Source organism: Shewanella frigidimarina NCIMB 400, from assembly GCF_000014705.1.
GTDB classification, from domain to species: Bacteria; Pseudomonadota; Gammaproteobacteria; order Enterobacterales; family Shewanellaceae; genus Shewanella; species Shewanella frigidimarina.
Window position 1 is genome coordinate 3,022,837 of sequence record NC_008345.1, and the last position, 20,106, is coordinate 3,042,942.

Genomic DNA, 20,106 nt, shown 5'->3' on the forward strand with positions numbered 1-20,106 from the left:
CACACACATACTGATAGCAAACGAAATACAGAGGCGGGGATTCTCATTTAAATGCGTAACACTTGGGCGAACACTTTAATTACAGGCGCATTATTATTCAGCACATCATTGGCCTTTATTGGCCAAGCTAATGCGCTGACTTCACAACAGCAACGCTATCTTGATGCCCGCCAAGCTCTGGATAAAAAGCAGCTCGACAAGTATCAAGCCCTACGCAACCAACTCGGCGACTATCCATTAACGGTTTACCTTGATTACCACGCCAAAATCGACAGCATAGTGCAATCTTCTGGCGACAAAGCGCTCAATGCCATCAACCAATTTGATACCACACCGCTTTACAACAATGCGCGTTATCGCTACCTGCTCAATGCTGGTAAAAAACAACGTTGGCAAGACTTTCTAGTGATAGCGCCAGACACACCTAACGATGTGCGCTTACAGTGTTATTACTACCAAGCTCAACTTGATGCTGGTAACGAAACCATGGCTTACAAAGGCATAGAACGTTTATGGGTTCATGGCTATTCACGTCCCAATGAATGCGATGCGGTGATAAACCAATGGACTAAAGCGGGCTATCGCACCCAAGAGCTCATTTGGGCGCGGATGTTGCTCAGCTTTAATGCTAGGCAATCCAGTTTGCTGAGTTATTTATCGCAAAAAGTTACCCAACACAATAATGAAGCCAAACTACTATTGTCGGTGTATCGCGATCCTAATATTTTGCGTCACATGAACAAGTTTTCCAGCTCTAAACCCATAGTGGGTGATATTGTTGATGCAGGCTTACGTAAGCTAGCGCAAAAGGATTTACATCAAGCGATTAAATTGTATGTTAAATATCAAAAGGCCAACCGTTTCAGCGATCTTGAAGCGCGCCAGCTCAATCGCTATTTAGTACGCCGAGCGCTAATTAAGCAAGACGATAAATTGGTGGCGCATATTGATACCATGCTGCCATTACTAAAATCTGATGACTTATACGAAATGCGCCTACGTTGGGCTATTCGTGAACAAGACTTCAGCACGGTAGAAAAGTATTTAGCGTTATTGAGCGATCAAGGTAAAGCTGATTCTCGCTGGCAATATTGGCAAGCTAAAATGACCTCTCGTCATGACAAAAACCGCGCGACGCAATTACAGTCGACCTTAAGTGGCGAGCGTAATTTTTACGGTTTTAATGCGGCTGAAGCATTAGGCAAACCTCTGGCGATGAACGACGACAATTTAACCCCTAATCCTGAGCTGCAAGCAACATTAAACCAAGACCCTGGTTTAGCGCGCGTTGTGGAATTAATGGCCTTAGATAAGCAAATTGATGCTCGTAACGAATGGCTGTATTTAATGCGCCGCCACAACAGTGAAATGACCGCTCAATATGGTCTATTAGCTTTAAAAAATGGCTGGCATGCATTTAGTGTTGAATCCAGTATTCAAGGTAAGTTATGGGATTCAATAGCACTGCGTTTTCCTGAAGCGGCTAACGATGAGTTCCTCAAAGCCAGTAAAAAGTTTTCGGTAGACATTGATGAAATCCGCGCTATTTCTCGTCGAGAAAGTGCGTTTTATCTGTATGCCACCTCTGGTGTGGGGGCTAGAGGCTTAATGCAATTGATGCCCGCTACAGCCAAACAAACCGCCAAAAAGAACAAAATACCTTTTAATAACGTAAAAGACCTGTACGACCCGAAAGTGAACATTATGTTAGGCAGTGCCTATTACAGTGAATTACTTAAGCAGTTTGGTCAAAACCGCGTGTTAGCAACAGCAGCTTATAATGCCGGTCCAGGTAGTGTTAGGCGCTGGTTAAGACAGTCTAATGGCAGCTTAGATGTAATGAGTTTTATTGAAACGATTCCTTACACCGAAACTCGCGAATACGTTCAAGCAGTACTAAGTTACCGAATGATATTCCAACAACAAAAATCATTAAATGAAGGTATGTTTAGTGCAAAAGAGCTCAGCTACCTTTATTAACCGCTAGTCGCCGTTGTTAGCTGTAAGTTGTTTGCAGTTGTTTGCAGTTGTTAGTTTTTATTAGTTCGTATTCGTTTTTATTCTTTTTTATTCACAATAGCCGCCACTCTGTGGCGGTGTATTTTGTTTCACACCCGTCAGCAAGATAACGTATGCTTTAAATATGTTACAGGCTCGCTGAATGTTGCAAATCACTTGCGGGTAAATGCTGTAAGCGATTTGGATCAGATAATGAGCAATCGTGGCAATATACCAAAGTGAGAAACCGAAGCGCTAAACCATAGCTAGAAATCATAGCTAGAAATCATAGCGAGTAACCATAGCGAGAAAGAGCGCTAGAATAAAACGACAAACCATCACTACAAACCGTCATTTACAATAAACCTACAACGGTTTATTACCAACAGTTGGAGTTTTCGTGTCGCAATCAACTATTCAAACATTACTTAACCAACTTAGCCAAGTTTTGCTCGGTAAACCTGAGCAGATAAAACTTGCCGTCGCTTGTATCCTCGCCAAAGGTCATTTACTGATTGAAGATTTACCCGGCATGGGCAAAACCAGTTTGTCTCAAGGTATTGCCAGCAGTTTAGGCATGAGTTACCAGCGGATCCAGTTTACCAGCGACATGCTACCAGCGGACATTCTTGGGGTATCCATTTACAGCAAAGAACAGCAACAATTTATCTTTCATAAAGGCCCGATATTTAATCAAATGTTGTTGGCAGATGAAATTAACCGCGCCAGCCCCAAAACCCAAAGTGCTTTACTCGAAGCCATGGCTGAACAACAAATTACTATCGATGGCATCACCCACCCTCTGAGTTCACCATTTTTTGTTATTGCCACCCAAAATCCGGTTGATCAAGCTGGTACCTTCCCGTTGCCAGAATCGCAACTCGATCGATTTATGATGCGGATTTCCATCGGATATCCCAGCGCAGAAGCCGAGTTAGCCATGTTAAAGTCGCGCACTCAAGCCAATAAACCAGCATCATTATCACAATGCTTAACGCCGCAAGAACTAATGCTACTGCAACAACAAGTGGCGCAAGTCTCTGCATCGGATGCGGTACTGAATTATTTAATTGCCTTGGTTGATTACTCTCGGCAACACAATGTTGCTAACGGGTTATCGCCACGTGCCAGTATTGCTTTGCTACAAGCAGCCAAAGCATGGGCTTTTATCAACCAACGTCAGTACGTGGTACCCGAAGACATTCAAGCAGTATTTGCCTCGGTTGCCGAACACCGCATTCGCAGCAGTAGTCAATTTCAAGGCCAAGCGTTGTCTGACACTATTCTCGCCAGCGTCAACCCAATACGTTAACGGCGCAGGCACATGGCTAAATCGACGACAGCAAACAAGCACTCTTCAGCAATCTATGCCAATGGCGCTATTAAGCCGTCTCGGTTACGTCGGTTAATTCCAGCATCGTTAACCCAACGCTGGTCAAGGTGGATAAGTAAACGCCTGCCACCGCAAAAGCAAATTACCCTCAGCCACAAAGGTATTTTTATTCTCCCCAGTGGTTTTGGATTAGTGTGGATTGGGTTGATCGTTTTACTGTATTTATTTGGCACCAATTATCAAAATAACTTAGTGATAGGCTTAAGTTTATTACTCGCCAGTGTGTTCCATACCTGCATAATATACAGCTATAAAAACCTCGCCGGGTTAACATTTAATGCCGTCACGCCACCGCAAGGTTATGCCGAAGACAGCATGCCATTTCCCATCATGTTAACCGGCCATACTCGACAAAATAATCCCGACACCACCCACCAGCAGATTTGTTTGCAATTTAGTTATCAGCGCCATGTTCGCGTTAAACAAATGCACGAGCAAACCATTGCGATTGTGCCGTTTGAACAGCCTAAGCGTGGCAAACTAAACCCTGGCCGGATCAAAGTTTCATCCTACTTTCCGTTAGGATTATGCCGCGCATGGTCCTATGTCGACTTAGACATACATCATGTTATTTTCGCTAAACCTGAAATGTGTGATATCGAACTGGCAAGCCACATCAGCGACAATGATAACCACTATGAACACGGTAAATTACGCCCAGGTGTTGACGACTACAAAGGCTTACGCAGCTATATTCCCGGAGAATCACTTAAACAAGTGGCGTGGAAGCAATGGGCTCAGGATAAAGGCATGTTATCCAAAGAGTTTGCTGAGCCAGAAGGATTACCCGTTTGGTTAACCTTGGCCAATACATCAGGCAATGACATTGAACACCGGCTCAGTAAACTCGCATGGCAAGTCGATAAATTAAGCCAAACTCAGCAAATATTTGGCTTAATTCTGGATGACCATATTATCAATCAGCAAACAGGCGAAGCCCATCGCGTGGCTTGTCATACCGCTATTGCAACTTATCATGCTCCCACAAATATGAATCCCGATGTTAATCCCAGTAATGTGGCAAAATCATCCGTGGGTGAACCATCATGACCGATAACTTTGATGCCATCATTAGCCGTAATACCTTGTTTTGGTTATTAATCACCAATGTCGCCATCCTGAGCCCTTTGCATCAACAAGCCACCTTATGGAGCATTGGAATTTGTGCCATTTGCTTTGTTTGGCGAGTGGGGATTTTTCTCGGCAAAGTAGCCGCTCCACCTAAACTATTGGTGACCACTTTGGCCATTGGCGCCGCAACCACCCTCGCCTTAGTGTCGAGCCAAATAGGTTTGCTCAATGCATTGGTTAACTTATTAATATTAGGTTACGCGTTAAAGTACATTGAAATGCGCGAACTTAGAGATGTTAAAGCCATTGTGCTAGTCGGCTATTTCCTTATCGGCCTAACCTTGCTTGATCAACAAAGCATGCTTAATACCCTGCACTTATTGGCCGTAGCGGTGCTCAATACCGGCGTGTTAATCAGTGTTTATCAAGACAAATCAAACAAAGTCGCTAACCTCAGTTTTAGTCTTAAAATAATATTACAAAGCCTACCGTTAGCCATATTACTGTTTGTGGTGTTCCCACGTCTCGGGCCGCTATGGTTAGTGCCTAATATGAAAACGGCCAAGACCGGTTTGTCTGATGAAGTGTCATTTGGTGACATTAGTAAACTCACTCGTTCAGCAGAATTAGCCTTTAGAGTTGGTTTTGATAATCCAGATGGCAGCACCCTAGGACCTGCTAACCAGGATTTATATTGGCGTACCTTGGTGATGGAAAATTATGACGGCAAAACCTGGCGTCAAGATCCGAGTATTCAACAAATTCAGCGACAGGCATACTTTAACAAGCCCATGCGCCAAGCCCCTAACAACGTTGCTAATGCTAATGCTAATGCTAATGCTAGCAGTAAAAAAATCGACTATGTGGTCATTAGCGAACCCAGTCATCAAAAATGGTTATATGGGTTAGATGAAGCATTTAGCCAAGATGATCAAGTGGTCGAGTTAGCCGATTATCGCTTGTACTCGTTAAGGCCTGTCGATCAGCGTATGAGCTATAGAGTGACCTCATATCCTGAGACTATCATGGATCTCAAACTCGACTCACATACTCAGCAGCTAAACCTCGCGTTGCCAGCCAATAGCAATCCAAAAACCCGAAAACTCGGTTTGCAGTTCGCCAAAGATTATCCAGATCAACAAGCGCGCATTAATGCGATGATGAATTACTTTGCTGAACAAGCCTATTACTACACCTTGAGCCCGCCCCGTGTCGGCGAGCAGCAAATTGATGATTTTCTGTTTGAAAACCGTGCTGGATTTTGTGCTCATTACGCTTCTGCGCTAGTGTTTATGGCACGCGCTAGCGGCATTCCAACCCGTATGGTAACGGGTTATCAGGGCGGAGATTATAATGCTAAAGCGGGCTATTACAGTGTTTATCAATACATGGCCCATGCGTGGACCGAAGTGTGGTTTGAAGGCCAAGGCTGGCAGCGTTTTGACCCTACCGCAATGATTGCACCGCAGCGGGTATTAGATGGATTTGACGCCACCTTTGACAGCCAAAGTAGCTACTTACAAGACAGCCCTTTTAGCACGCTGCACATGAAACAATACCCATGGTTAAATGAATTACGCCAGCAGTTTGCCAGTGTCGATTACTACTGGAGTGTGTGGGTATTAGGTTTTGACGAACAACGTAAACAGCAAGTATTAGCAAAGTTATTGGGGGATGTTAGCAGCACTAAAATCGCTTTACTGATGATTGTTAGCTTTATCATTATCGCACTGGTTATTGCCTATTACGCTGGGTTGTTCAATGTTGATCGCCACCAAGATCCGCTTAATAAACGTTATCAACTCATTTGCCAACGTTTAGCGAAAAAAGGCATCGCCCGTCAACAAGGTCAAGCTGCGTCTGATTACGCCGCAGCGGTTAACGCACATTTAAGCGCCCTAACCCCTCAAGTGGCAGCGGACTTTACAGCCCTAAGCGATGCCTATGTAGCACTTAAATATCAACCGCTTTCGGAATCACAAACCCAGCAACAGCAACAACGCTTTAGGCAGTTATATCGCAGATTGCGTTTGCGACTGCTACGCAATTAAACTTGTGCACAACATCAGCAATCATCCTGATTATTAACGGTTTTGATTGATGATTTAAGGCAGAGTCCATAGAATGAATTAATCTCAAATTAGCGGGTCGCCCATGCTTACTTTAATTCAATCTAATCAGATGGAAGTGTTATCTGAACAACTGGCCAAACTGTTGGCTATTCGTTTAGATAACGTCAGTTTATTAGCCAGTGAGCATGTGTTAGTTCAAAGCCCCGGGATGTCGACTTGGCTGCGTTTAGAAATCGCTAAACACAATGGTATCGCCGCCGCATTATCGTTCCCGTTACCCTCGAGTTTTACTTGGCAGTTATGCCACGACTTGCTGCCCGATGTACCAAAAGATAACGCCTTTACTAAAGCGGCGATGACCTGGAAGTTAATGGACTTATTACCAAGTCTGCTAGATAACCCAGATTTTAGCCCACTCAAACAGTACTTATCGCCTCAAGTTGATACCACAACTGATATTGCTGCTACAGATATTCTTGATACCGATGTAGACGCGAATACTAATACTGATATTGAAACTGAAACTAATATTCATACAGCAAACAGCCACGCCATATCGCAGCTTAATCAGTCACATGATGCGATTAAACTATTTCAGTTGTGTGGCCGCATTGCCGACATTTTTGACCAATACTTAGTCTATCGCCCTGAGTGGATTTTAGCGTGGGAGCAAAACCAGCCGTTATCAAGCATCGACAACCGCCTAGCATTAGATGAAAACCAGCAATGGCAACCGATCCTGTGGCGAACATTAATCGACTATAATCAACATCATTTGCACGCCAGCCATTATCATCGCGCCAATTTACATGCCGATTTAATTGCAACCTTGGCCAATCCAGATACCGATTTATCGATGTTGCCCGCTCGATTATACGTGTTTGGTATTTCGTCCATGCCCCCACAAACCCTCGATGTGCTGTACCATTTAGCCAGTCGTATCGATTTGATAATGTTGTCTCTCAGCCCTTGCCAGCATTATTGGGGCGATATTATTGAGCCGAAAACTCGTGCCCGCATGGCACTGCAATATGCCAACAAAAAACAACTCGACCAAGACTGGGAAGACAAGCTAGAAGTAGGTAACCCTATATTGGCCAATAATGGTCAAATGGGCCGCGAACTGCTGGATTTATTACTGTCTCTGCCGCCAGAACACACCGATTTTGGTTACGACTGTTATGTTGAGCCCGAGCCGAATAATCTGCTGCACGGGGTGCAATACGATATCTTACAAATGGAAACACTCGGTCAGCCATTAGGGCCAAACTCTAGTGTGTACCAAGACATTCATGCTCGCCGCACCTTATTACCAAGTGATGACTCAATTACCTTACGCAGTTGCCACAGTGCCCTGCGCGAAGTTGAAACCTTACATGATCACCTTTTAGAGCTGTTATCAAACAACAGCGACTTAAGCCCTAAAGACATCGTGATCATGATGCCCGATGTCGCAGCGTATGCTCCGTATATTGATGCGGTATTTGGCACCGCCAACAGTCAATACTTTGCCGACAAAAATCCGCAAAAAGGCGATTACTACATTCCCTACGCCATTGCCGACAGGGGCGCAGCGCAAGAGTCGCCGCTGATTAATAGTTTTTTAAGCCTGTTAAATATCAATCAAAGTCGCTTTGGGCTTACTGATATTATCGGTATTTTAGAAGTGCCTGCTATTTTGCGTCGCTTCCAACTCGATGATGACGAATTGTCATTAATCCGCCGCTGGCTAGACGATGCGAATGTCCGTTGGGGCCGCAGTGAACAAACTCGCAGCCAACTAGGCGTGCAGCCTTTTACGCAAAATTCATGGGCATTTGGCATTAAGCGTTTAATACTGGGCTACGCCTTTAACGACGATGCCGATATTTATCGCGAAACCTTGATGGTACAAGGCATTGAAGGTCAGTCATCACAAGCATTAGGTAAGTTGCTCAACTTTTTAGAAACCATCGACACCTATTTCAACTTATTTGCCAATGACTACAGCACCGCAGAGCGCCTTGAACAATTACAACAGCTACTCGCCGATTGCTACGACACCACTGATGACGAGCGTGAACAAATTCAAGCCATTCGAGATGCATTGGTCACCCTAGACACTGAGCTTGAAAGTGCCGGTCATCAAGGCCAAGTTGATATTGAAGTCCTAAAGCAGTGGTTTAATCAGCGCTTAACTGAATCTCGGGTTGGCCAGCGTTACCTTGCTGGTAGCGTGAATTTTTGTACCTTAATGCCAATGCGCTCAATCCCCTTTAAAGTGGTGTGCTTGCTGGGAATGAATGACGGCGTCTATCCGCGGGTACAACATCCTGTCGGGTTTGATTTAATGGCGCATTTTGGCCCTAAAAAAGGCGACCGCTCGCGCCGATTAGACGACCGCTACCTATTTTTAGAAGCATTACTGTCGGCCAGAGAGCAGCTTTACATCAGTTATATTGGCCACAGTGAGCGCGATAATGCTGAGCGCATTGCCTCAATGCTAGTGTCAGAATTGGTCGAGTATTGCCAACTCAGCTACCTACCGCAATCCTTACAGCAACAGCTTGAACAACAAGCCGAAATCAACCTTGATGATGCCGATAAAGCCGTACTGGCACAGCTGATTCAAGCACAACCTTTGCAGCCTTTTGACGCTAAACTTTTCCGAGAAACACCACTATCTGCGCATAGTGTGAATAAGCTGCAACATAGCTTTAATGCCCAATGGTGCCCGCCACCAGCCAATGCGACCATTAACAATCACATTTTTTTTGAGCAAGCATTACCTTTGTCGGCCGAACAGGCAGATGAAGTGTTTGCCCATACTCATATTAATAGCGAAGGCATTAAAGTGGTCGAACTCGAATTGTCGGCATTAATCCGTTTTTATCGTAATCCAGCGCAATTCTTTTTCAACCGCAGTTTAAAAGTCGATTTATCACTGGATATTCAAGCCGATGACAATGACGAACCGTTTAGCTTAAATGCACTCGAACGTTACTTATTGCAATCACGCATGCTCGACAATGCCATTGAACATCAACTCGACAGCCCAGATTTCGAATTACTCAGCAAACTCAAAACCAGCGGTGAATTGCCCATGGCGCCGTTCGACGACTTGTTAATTAATCAATATTTACGCGATATATCGCCGTTGATTAATCGGGTGCAGTTTTTACAAGATCAACAAGCCATGCACACGCTGAATGTGGATCTTAACTTTGATCTACCGATGCAGGATTTTCCAGCGTATGCTCTATCTGTGCAGGGTTTACCAGAACAAGCAGATACAACCCATTCGTCCATCGTGCGAGTCAATCTTGTCGGCCGTATTGACGACATTCTGCCTAAAGGCTTAGTCAATTACCGCCCCGGCACTGCCCACGGACGAGATTTTATTCGGGTGTATTTACGTCATTTATGCATCAACGCCATGGCCAATTCGTCCACCTCAGGCATGGGTAAAAATCAATTCAGTTACTTACTCGACATTGGCCATTTTCATGCCTTTGCGCCTATTACTGCTGAACAAGCACAGGCACAACTCATGCGCTTTATCAGTGGTTTTATTCAGGGGCAAACTCAACCCTTGTGCTTTATGCCTAAAACGGCTTTCGCCTATGTTGAAACCGATGGCGACCATGAAGAAAAGCTGCTTAAAGCCCAGCAAAAATGGGATGATGGCCAAAACCAGTTCGGCGAAGGACACGACCCACATAACCAGCGTTTATTCCATTTCCCAGAAGACTTTAGCGAAGCTAGGTTTGGTGCATTAGCCATCCATTTGCTGCAACCCATGTTAAGCCAGTATCACAAAGATAAATTGGCAGAATTAGACACTTTTGTCAGTGGCACCGCGGTCGATATTCAAGCGCAACTCATCGCCAACGCAGCTAAACTAGGAGCGCATTAATGGACGCTATTACCGTGACACCGCTTAATGCCCTCACCTTACCGTTTAGCGGTTCCAGCTTAATTGAAGCCAGTGCTGGTACAGGGAAAACCTATACTATTTCCGGTTTGTATTTACGTTTATTGTTAGGCCATGGTGGTAAAGCACCGTTAAGTTGTGAGCAAATTTTGGTGGTAACCTTCACCAACGCCGCCACCGAAGAACTCAGAGACCGAATTCGTAAGCGGATTAACCTAGCGTTTAAACGCTTTTTAGGCTTAGCCGTCAATGATGAGTTTATTGAACAGCTTTACCAAGACACATCGGAAGATGAACGGCCTATTGCATTAAGACGCTTAGACTTAGCGTTAAAGTCGTTAGATGAAGCGGCTATTTTTACTATTCACGCCTTTTGCCAACGCGTATTGTCAGACATGGCATTTGAGTCGTCATTACTATTTGAGTCCGAATTTACCCTCGATGACAGTGAGTTTTTACACCATGCAGTGCGCGATTTCTGGCGTGAAGTCTGTTATCCCTTACCGCCCTTTTTAGCCCAAGCCATTAGTGATGTGTTTGCCGAACCTGATGTGTTAGCACAAAAACTGCGACCGTTATTAGGTGCAAGCCAAGCGGTGTTGTCAAAGCAGCCTCTGGCCTTTAAAACCTTACAACAACAGCTAAGCCAAAGTATCAGCCGCTTTACCTTATTGTGGCAAAGCCTGCACGACAGCACCCTTGAATTATTGCAATCGCTACCATTAAACGGTCAACGTTTTGGTAAAGGCGCCGACGGCTACCCTAAACTTAGCCAACTGTTTGATAGTATTAGTAACTGGGTGAAATTTGGCCAAGGATTACCGCCAATAAAAGCGCTGGAGCAATTGGCATTATCCGAGCTTAAACTCAATAAAGGTGGCGTTATCCCCAGTGCGGATGAAGCGCCGTTACTTGATCATATTGAGCGCTTACTTGAGTTAATTAATCAGCTTATTCCGTCATTTTTAGTGCGCGCCCGAGAGGGAATTCGCCAACGCTTTGCTGGCCAAAAACAGCAACGCAATTTAATGACACCCGATGACCTATTGCTCAGTTTAGCCATGGCGCTCAGCCAAAACCCAATCACCCTAGCCCATGCCATTGCTAAGCGTTTTCCGGTCGCATTAATTGATGAGTTCCAAGACACCGATCCACTACAATTCACCATTTTTAATCAGGTGTATCAACAGCCGTTAGCATCACAACTGGACCTAACCGCAGATGCAAGGGTGAATAGCCCAGATGATGACAGTAAAAGTAATGATGATAATGGTAATGACAACATTGGTAATGACGCTAACAAGGGGCGCTTAAGTTTATTAATGATTGGCGATCCTAAGCAGGCTATTTATGCTTTCCGTGGTGCCGATATTTACACTTATATTGCCGCGCGCCAACAAACACAGGCTCATTATAATCTTGACACCAATTACCGCTCATCGACTCAATTAGTCAATGGCGTTAATCAGCTATTTAGCCAACATCAAGATCCGTTTATTAGCCAAGCTATCCCCTATGATATTGTTAAAACCCCATCATCGGCAGCCAATAAACACCTAAGTGAAGCGACAACAAATCCTACAGCGTTGCGGATCCGCTTATTAGCCGAAGACGATGTTAATGGCCTCAATAAAACTACCGCAAGACAACGCTTAGCCGCTGATGCTGCCAGTGAAATAAAGCGCTTACTCACCGAAGCGCAACAAGGATTATGTAAAGTTAATAACAGCATTGAACAGGAAGCTAAACCGCTCATTGCCAAAGACATTGCCATATTGGTGCGCGACCGTAACGAAGCGGCCGTGATGAAAGCGGAATTATCAGCACGTAAAATTGGCGCGGTATTTTTAAGCCGAGACAGTGTATTTAACACCATTGAAGCCCGTGAAATGGCTATTTTATTGTATGCCTTAGCCACGCCTAAAGATGAACGTGCTATCCGCGCCGCACTGGCCACTGAGCTTGTCGGCTTTAATGCCCAGCGGATCCATCAATTTAACCAAGATGAAGAACAGCGTCAGCAGGTATTAGATCAATTCACTCATTGGCATCAGTTATGGCAACAACGCGGCGTTATGCCTGCGCTGCTTAACTTTGCCAGCGAAACCAAACTGATCCATCGTTATCTGTCGCAATCTGTCACGGCTGACATCAATAATGACAGTACTTATAGCAGCAATAATGACAACAATAGTGACAATAGCTTTAATGATGCTGATGACGACAACGCAGCAGATCTTAAAGCCTCAGGTGAAAGACGCTTAACCGACTTTAGGCATTTAGCCGAATTACTGCAGCAAAAGGCCACTGAGCTAGATGGTAGCAGCGCCCTAATCAATTGGTACGAGCAACAACTGATTGGTAACAATGGTGGTGATGAGCAGCAACTGCGCTTAGAAAGCGAACAGAACTTGGTGCAAATTGTCACTATTCATAAAAGTAAGGGCTTAGAATATCCGGTCTGTTTTGTGCCGTTTGTCAGCTTAGCCCGTGGTAATAAAAAACGCCCTGCGCCAATGATGTACCATAAAAATGAGCAGCTCATATGGGATATCGACGCCACCGACGAAGGCTGGGAACAACTTAAACAAGAAACCCTCGCTGAAGATTTACGCCTACTGTATGTGGCGTTAACACGGCCGGTTTACGTGTGTTATTTGTATATTGCTAACCAAAGCCGTCAATTAAAGGCGGGGATCAGCAGCCAATTACATGAAACAGGTATTGGTTATCTGTTGGGCATTACCGACAAGAAAACTGACTTTGCTCTTATTCAAGCCAAAGTGAATGCAATTGCCACCTTACCAGCGATGAGTGTGGAATGCTTAGGCAACGATATTGACGATTCAGTGCTCGCCGATATCCACGACAATAATGACCCGCTAGTGGCCAAAAAAGTCACTCGAGTACAAAGCCTTGCTTGGCGAGTGGGCAGTTATTCTGGCTTGGTAAAACATCTTCCTCACGAGAGAGTCGCGCCCGGTGCCGACGATGAAGACTTCACCGATGAGTTAATCCAATTACAGTTACAAGATGAACTCACCAGCGAACCCGAACTTGATCGTTTTACCTTTGAACGTGGCGCCAATGCCGGTAGTTTTATGCATTTAGTGTTAGAACTGTTTGATTTTACCCAGGCAAACACCGAGCTGACACCTGCGCTAACGAAAGCCATGAAACAATATGGGTTTGACGAAGCCCTATGGCAACAGCCGCTAATGACGTGGTATCAGCAAATATTGGTCGCACCGCTGTTTATTGAGCCATCGTCAGAGGACACATCACTGACATTAAGCCAATTAGGCATGAAGCAAAAAATGGTCGAAATGGAGTTTTACTTGCCTATTTCAACCTTACAAGCATCGCAATTAAATCATATTTTGCAACAGCACGGTTATGTCGCTGGACTCGACTTTGATACTTTAAAAGGCATGTTAAAAGGCTTTATCGATTTAACCTTTGAGCACAAAGGCCAATTTTATATTGCCGATTATAAGTCCAACCATTTGGGCGATAACTATAGCGACTACACTCACTCAGCCATGGCTAAAGCCATTGATGCTCATCGTTATAATTTGCAATACATCTTGTATACCTTGGCGTTGCATCGTTACTTATCGCTTAGATTACCAAACTACAATTATCAGCAACATATTGGCGGCTGCTATTACCTGTTTTTACGCGGCATGCATCCTGAGCATCCTGGCGCAGGGGTGTTTTATGACAAACCACCGCAAGCGTTAATCGAACAACTCGACCGTTTATTTACAGGTAATACAGACAATCGTGCGCCGGAGACGTCATCATGCTAATACTCACCCATCCAATCACTGAGTTATTGCACCTTTGGCAAGAACAGCGGCTCATTACCGCACTCGATCGTCATTTTGCTATAGAGCTGGCCAGTATTGAAACCATCAATAACGATCCCGCAATTAGCGAACAACAGCCGCAACTGTTCTTGCTTGTTTGCGCCATGCTTAGCCAGCAATTGTCGAATCAGCACAGTTGTTTAGTCATCGAGCAAATTGATTTAGCCAATCCCATGGCAGAAGACAACCGCGGCAACGCTGGAATCAATTGTCGGATTGAGCTTAACCATCAACAATTAATTGAACAAATCGCGCTATTTGATGCCGTCGGCCAGCCTGGTGACAACAAACCGATGATTTTTGAACATGGACGCTTATATTTAAATAAGTACCACTTCTTTGAAACTCAAGTGGCGGCTAAGTTGACCCAATTAGCCAATCAACAGATTGAAATCGACCTAGCTAACAGTAATCTGCCGCAACTCATTGAATGTTTATTTACCGCAGAAGACAGCAATAGCAGCCAGTTTAATTGGCAAAAAATAGCCACGGCAACAGCCTTAGCCAAAGCATTAGCGGTGATCACTGGTGGCCCAGGAACCGGTAAAACCACCACAGTAACTAAACTATTATTGTTATTGTTAACCCAGTCGCCACTAACAATCCGTTTAGTCGCGCCCACAGGTAAAGCTGCAGCAAGGCTGAGTGAGTCGATCAAGGCGTCTAAACATCGTTTACTGCAACAGCTAACCCAAGTCAGCGACCCAGCATTGGCGAAAGTATTAACTGATTCGCTAAAACAAATACCTGAAGAAGCCTCAACATTGCATCGATTATTGGGGGTTATCCCAAACTCGTACCAATTCAGGCATCATCAGGATAATCCGTTGCGCTTAGATTTACTGGTGGTCGATGAAGCATCGATGGTCGACTTACCCATGATGTACAAATTACTCAGCGCCCTACCGTCTCATGGCCGTTTGATATTGTTAGGCGACCAAGATCAACTCGCATCAGTAGAAGCTGGCGCAGTGCTGGCGGATATTTGTGTTGGCTTAAAACAAGCTAATCAGCATGAGGCATCGCCATGGTCAATGCGTTACAGCGCAGCACAGGCAAATCTCATTGAGCAATTAACCCAACAAGATGTCAGTCAGTTTATTCATCAACAACCTAAAATTGGTGACAGTTTGTGTATGTTGATGCACAGCCATCGTTTTAGAGGCGATGCAGGTATTGGGTTATTAGCCAATGCGGTTAATCAATCAAATGTGCATGCGATTCGCCAAGTGTGGCAACATGATCATGCCGAATTGAATTGGTTTGAGCATCAGCATAATGCCCAGGGAGATAACACAGGTAAACAAGCGTTATTGGCATTATCGGTAAGCGCTTATGGTGAGTATCTGAGTTTGGTACAAGAAAATCAGCAAAGGATAAATCAACAGACCATTATCGATCAAGCGGATCGACAGGACAGCGTCATAACATTGCCGCATTCTGAACAAACCATCATCGACAGCTTTAACCAATATCGAGTCTTGTGTGCCATGCGAGCTGGGGAGTTTGGGGTTGAGGGGATGAACATCGCCATCACCGACAGTCTTAAACACGCAAAACTGATTAATCCTCAAAATGAGTTCTATTTAGGCCGACCAATCATTATTCAAAGTAACGATTATAACTTGGGCTTATTTAATGGCGACATTGGTTTAATCTTGCAAGACAGCACTAAGCCAAGTCGCTTAATGGCCCACTTTGTTATGGCCGATGGCAGCCTGCTTAAAGTATTACCCGCACGCTTACCAAGCCACGACACTTGCTACGCCATGACAGTACATAAAAGCCAAGGCAGCGAATTTGATAAAGTCAGCTTTGTCTTGCCACATAAACCCAGCTCCGCCCAATGGCAGCTACTCAGTAAAGAACTGCTTTACACCGCCATAACACGCGCCAAAAATCATTTTTATTGTTTAGGCACGAGCATGATATTTGAAAAAGCCAGCAAACAAGCGACATCACGCGCATCGGGGTTAGCGTGGAGATTGTGGGGTTGATTGAGTAGCTTATTGTAGAGCTGATTGTAGAGATAGTAGTGAGCGCTATTTCAGGGTAAGCAAGTGCTCAATAACAAACAGATAATGACGACATAATATTGATGGGAAAGAGAAACTCATAGTGCAGATGATTAAGCGAGACGCAGCAAGCACCTCCATGTGAGCTTAGCCAAAACATCCATGTTTTGGATACTCGCTAACTCATCGGCATCTATGATTTTGTTATCTTCGATTTGGCTTTATGGATTTCTACTGGTAAAGAACTAAGGCGCTAGCAACAATGTGAACAGAGCGGGTTAGAATTAACGCGTATTTTTAGTAGAGAAATAAGGTGATTTGAGTTATTAATGCCATACTAAAAAGTTAGATAATAATTTGCTATTTAAGCTACATCGCCTGCACTTGATTTCACAAAGAGTGACACCTTATTGGCGCGCATTAATAAATGCAATCAACAAAGTCGTTTACACCTTAAATGAGCCTGAAACTAACTGTGCACAAAGCACCTCTGACTTGAATAGTGCCATCTTAAGGTTAACCGATAAATGTCTCGGCTTTGGCTTCCTACATCGCTCTACCTCCTAAATCCATGTAGTTGTAGTGTCCCTGACATTTGAAAGGATTGAAATGTCAGGCTGCATTCTTTATTTTAAATAAATCACACTAAGAGAGCCTCTATATGTGTTTGCCTACTTTTATTGCTAAGAACACGATGATTTGGCAGCTAAATGACAGACGAAGTAGATGAATTTGTTGATTTTAATTTGACTGCAAAGCAGTCAAATACTTTTCCTTAACAAACAGGCTCGCCTATTGACTGGCGGAAAGCTCATATGTGCTATGCGAAAATATTACGACCAAATACCACATGAAACTTTTCAGTAATTTTTGATGCATGATCAGATATCTCTATTACTAAATCTCGATAGTAACTTGCCTGATATCGAAATTCCTCTCCGAAGTTATCAACCAACCTAGATTTAAAATCTTCAATATCAAAAAGAGCAGTCGGCTCGTGACTTTTGGCAAATTTGTCCACACTTAACATAGCAATGACCATGGTGAAAACTTGATATTGATTAGATAAAGACTCATATTCTGATTTTTTTTCATCATCGAGTTCATTTAGAAACCTTTGTCTTCGACTATTAATAGGTTCCACGTATTGCAATAGATCATCTATAGCGCCAAGGATCTCAACACAGAAGTTTTTCACATACCATAGTTTAAAGTAACGTTCTTGGAATTCTGCGTATGTCAAAGCAACAATATTTGTATGCTTAATGTAGTTCAATGCTCCTTCTTGAAACCCTTCCTTAGATATCAAGATCCCAATATGGCCACCTGTTTCATGGAGTACGCTAGTAAACGCATGTACCACTGTCTGGGGAATTGAACTTCCCCAGTTTTTACATTCAACAATATACCTAATCTTTTCTACGCTGCTTTCATCTACGCCGTATACATCTATCTCTACTGTTCCTCTAGGAGTTTCAATAGACTTTTCCGTTTCAGCAGCTATACCAACCTCATTTAATATTCTGCATACTCCCGATTGCAGTTCTTTCCAATCAGATGGTTTCGGATTTTCAATCATATTAATGCTTCATCCACGAACAGCTTTTTCGCATAACGTCGCTGTAATGGGCATTTTTTGTGTCGTGGAGTTTTGGTGTAAAGTGACGAAGCCACACCAAAACAGAGCGAAGCAAAAAATGTCCGATTGACAGAAGTTAACTATGCCACCCAATTTTATGATAATTAACATAACTTCTTTTAGCTTTAATTGCGATAATATTCTGCACGATTCATATGTATAAATTGAATAAGAATTATCAACAAACTGAGCACTAAATGGAAAATAGTGAGCAATACGGTGGATCCAACACAGCACTAGTCGCTTGATTGATATCAAGCTGGAAAGGAGGTTATTATTTGAGTGTTTGTTTTCGTTTTTGAGATTAAACCTTAAGCACACAACCAGCGCTGGCAGTTTGATGCGTCTTGTCGCCGCTTTCGCTCTAGATGTTCACAATATTGTGTTAATGCAGGTAAAGCCCTTACCGCACCTTTGAATAATGCACCAAACTCTGTAATGATTTTAAACCAATTATCTGCGGGGATGTTTAGTCTATTCAGAACAGTGAAACTATGCCACCCATTTTTATGATACTAATATAACAATAATTTGTCTTATTCTAGCCTTTTTCATTTTCAAGAAAAGCAATTAAAGCGCAGTTGAATACTCAATATTTATTCTGTTACGGTGACCAAGTTATTACCCATTGCAATCGTTACTAATGATTTTTTGTTGGTCCTTTAAACACTTGTTCTCCGTGTTCATTGAAACCAAATATAATGGATTTATGTGAAGGTAACCGCAGTACGATTTTTTCGTTTGGCTTCTGCTCAATACGTAGTCGATCAAATGGTACAGCGTTCAATTCATGTTCCCTTCTTATTTCAATAATGCATGGATATTTATCTCTACACCATTTGCCTTCAAATGAGATTAAGTCGTAATTTTTAATATACCAATCTGGGCGAGTATTGGTGTATGTCGTTCTAGGCCAAATGACATCAACATCATGCTGCCCTGGCATGGTTGACCATACAGTCCCCAAATTATCAGTCAAAATAATAGGATTTTTCGGGTTGAATTTTTTTAAAATCTTATTGTAAATAGGATTTTCAAATTCTAACGTTTTTGACTCCATTAAGTTAGTTTGACTAATTGTAAGCGGATTAACACCGGTAATATTAGCCAATTCGTTTGCTAGCCAGATTCTTTTGTCTTTAAGATTTTTTTCTAAAATATGACTATAGCCGCAATGAATTATAACTTTGGCATTTTTATTAATAGAAAATGACGCGTTATATATTTTTTTAGCTGCTACCTTCTCTCTTTCATTACCCGAAGAATCATCATACGTTATAATTTTATAACCAAGTTTTTTAGCTGTTCTGATCATTTCGGCATATACGGGTTCGTTAGAATATGTGCCAGAGCGTTCGATAGCATACCCTCTAATATTGATGTCAACATCTCTCTTTGATAGAGTTTCAATTGCTAAGTAACGATACCCACTACTCCATAGCTTTTGCAGTAAAGATGTTGTTAAAGTACGATGAAGAGCGATGTGGTGCGCCTCATTTATCATGACAATTTGAGTTTCTTTGGACATTGTTAGTATTTTGTCTACTGCCGATATTGGAAAAAGGCTTTCAATAAGATCTTCGGTAATAAGTGGATCATCAGTAGGAAAACTAATTGCCTTTTCATACTGTCCTACATATGAATATAACGTTGTTAACGGCTGATTTATTGCAAACTGGCTTTGTAGGTCGTCTTTATATTTATCTTTCACTTCAATGACTTTAATAATTGCATCATTATATGATTTGTTTTTTGGCGCATCGATGACTTGCTTATACAAAAAACCTAACTCACTAGGTTCATTAGCATATAAGTGATTTGTATAAACCAGCAATACAAAGGCCGACAAGTAGATATTTCGCATTATAAGTAACTTATGTTTTATGCACATGTGAATATATCCTGCTAAAATTTTTAAGTGGTGGTAAAATTTAAAATATGTATATTTACACATGAATCAGTAACATTTTAATGATAACACTCAAGCTTGGCCGGGATCATATTTTGTTAACGATAATGGATTATAATCATGGCCATGTTATTGATATGAATGGCGTAGACTAATACCAGTATGAATACTATTTTTTCAATTTAAACACATGACATCCTTGTTCATAATTCAATAATTATCAA

The 20,106-nt window shown here is 42.9% G+C and carries 9 protein-coding genes and 1 pseudogene; 7 read left to right on the forward strand and 3 right to left on the reverse strand.

All coding sequences use genetic code 11. From position 1 onward, the window contains the following. Positions 1 to 51: 51 nt before the first annotated feature. The 7 genes from SFRI_RS12985 (at position 52) to recD (ending at position 16,316) form a co-directional block, all read left to right on the forward strand. Positions 52 to 1,980, forward strand: coding sequence for a transglycosylase SLT domain-containing protein (locus SFRI_RS12985; RefSeq protein ID WP_011637981.1), 1,929 nt, complete (start codon positions 52 to 54; stop codon positions 1,978 to 1,980). Positions 1,981 to 2,398: 418 nt separating this feature from the next. After that, positions 2,399 to 3,310 carry an AAA family ATPase gene (locus tag SFRI_RS12990; protein ID WP_011637982.1) on the forward strand — a complete coding sequence of 304 codons (912 nt, stop codon included), beginning with the start codon at positions 2,399 to 2,401 and terminating at the stop codon, positions 3,308 to 3,310. A gap of 12 nt (positions 3,311 to 3,322) precedes the next feature. Then, positions 3,323 to 4,441, forward strand: a complete 1,119-nt coding sequence (locus SFRI_RS12995; RefSeq protein WP_011637983.1) for a DUF58 domain-containing protein — start codon at positions 3,323 to 3,325, stop codon at positions 4,439 to 4,441. Beyond that, positions 4,438 to 6,513: a transglutaminase TgpA family protein gene (locus SFRI_RS13000; RefSeq protein WP_011637984.1), complete on the forward strand. Its 2,076-nt coding sequence runs from the start codon at positions 4,438 to 4,440 to the stop codon at positions 6,511 to 6,513. The genes SFRI_RS12995 and SFRI_RS13000 overlap by 4 nt, the downstream gene beginning before the upstream one ends. A gap of 103 nt (positions 6,514 to 6,616) precedes the next feature. Further along, the gene (recC, locus tag SFRI_RS13005; RefSeq protein ID WP_011637985.1) at positions 6,617 to 10,429 is read left to right on the forward strand and encodes an exodeoxyribonuclease V subunit gamma; all 3,813 of its coding nucleotides are present in this window, start codon (positions 6,617 to 6,619) and stop codon (positions 10,427 to 10,429) included. Next, the gene (locus SFRI_RS13010) at positions 10,429 to 14,259 is read left to right on the forward strand and encodes a UvrD-helicase domain-containing protein (protein ID WP_011637986.1); all 3,831 of its coding nucleotides are present in this window, start codon (positions 10,429 to 10,431) and stop codon (positions 14,257 to 14,259) included. The genes recC and SFRI_RS13010 overlap by 1 nt, the downstream gene beginning before the upstream one ends. Next, positions 14,253 to 16,316 (forward strand): exodeoxyribonuclease V subunit alpha, encoded by a 2,064-nt coding sequence (gene recD, locus SFRI_RS13015; RefSeq protein ID WP_011637987.1) that lies wholly within the window; start codon positions 14,253 to 14,255, stop codon positions 16,314 to 16,316. Before SFRI_RS13010 ends, recD begins: the two co-directional genes overlap by 7 nt. A gap of 838 nt (positions 16,317 to 17,154) precedes the next feature. On the opposite strand, the gene SFRI_RS13020 is transcribed toward recD, so the two are convergent. The 3 genes and pseudogenes from SFRI_RS13020 to SFRI_RS13025 all read right to left on the reverse strand — a co-directional run bounded on the left by SFRI_RS13020 (position 17,155) and on the right by SFRI_RS13025 (position 19,837). Next, positions 17,155 to 17,913, reverse strand: coding sequence for a restriction endonuclease (locus tag SFRI_RS13020; protein ID WP_011637988.1), 759 nt, complete (start codon positions 17,911 to 17,913; stop codon positions 17,155 to 17,157). 371 nt (positions 17,914 to 18,284) lie between these two features. Continuing rightward, positions 18,285 to 18,458 (reverse strand): annotated as a pseudogene (locus tag SFRI_RS21780) (transposase); the annotation flags it as partial. A gap of 155 nt (positions 18,459 to 18,613) precedes the next feature. Beyond that, a complete protein-coding gene (locus SFRI_RS13025) occupies positions 18,614 to 19,837 on the reverse strand; it encodes a hypothetical protein (RefSeq protein ID WP_150099387.1) in 1,224 nt (407 codons plus the stop codon). Between the last annotated feature and the right edge of the window lie 269 nt (positions 19,838 to 20,106).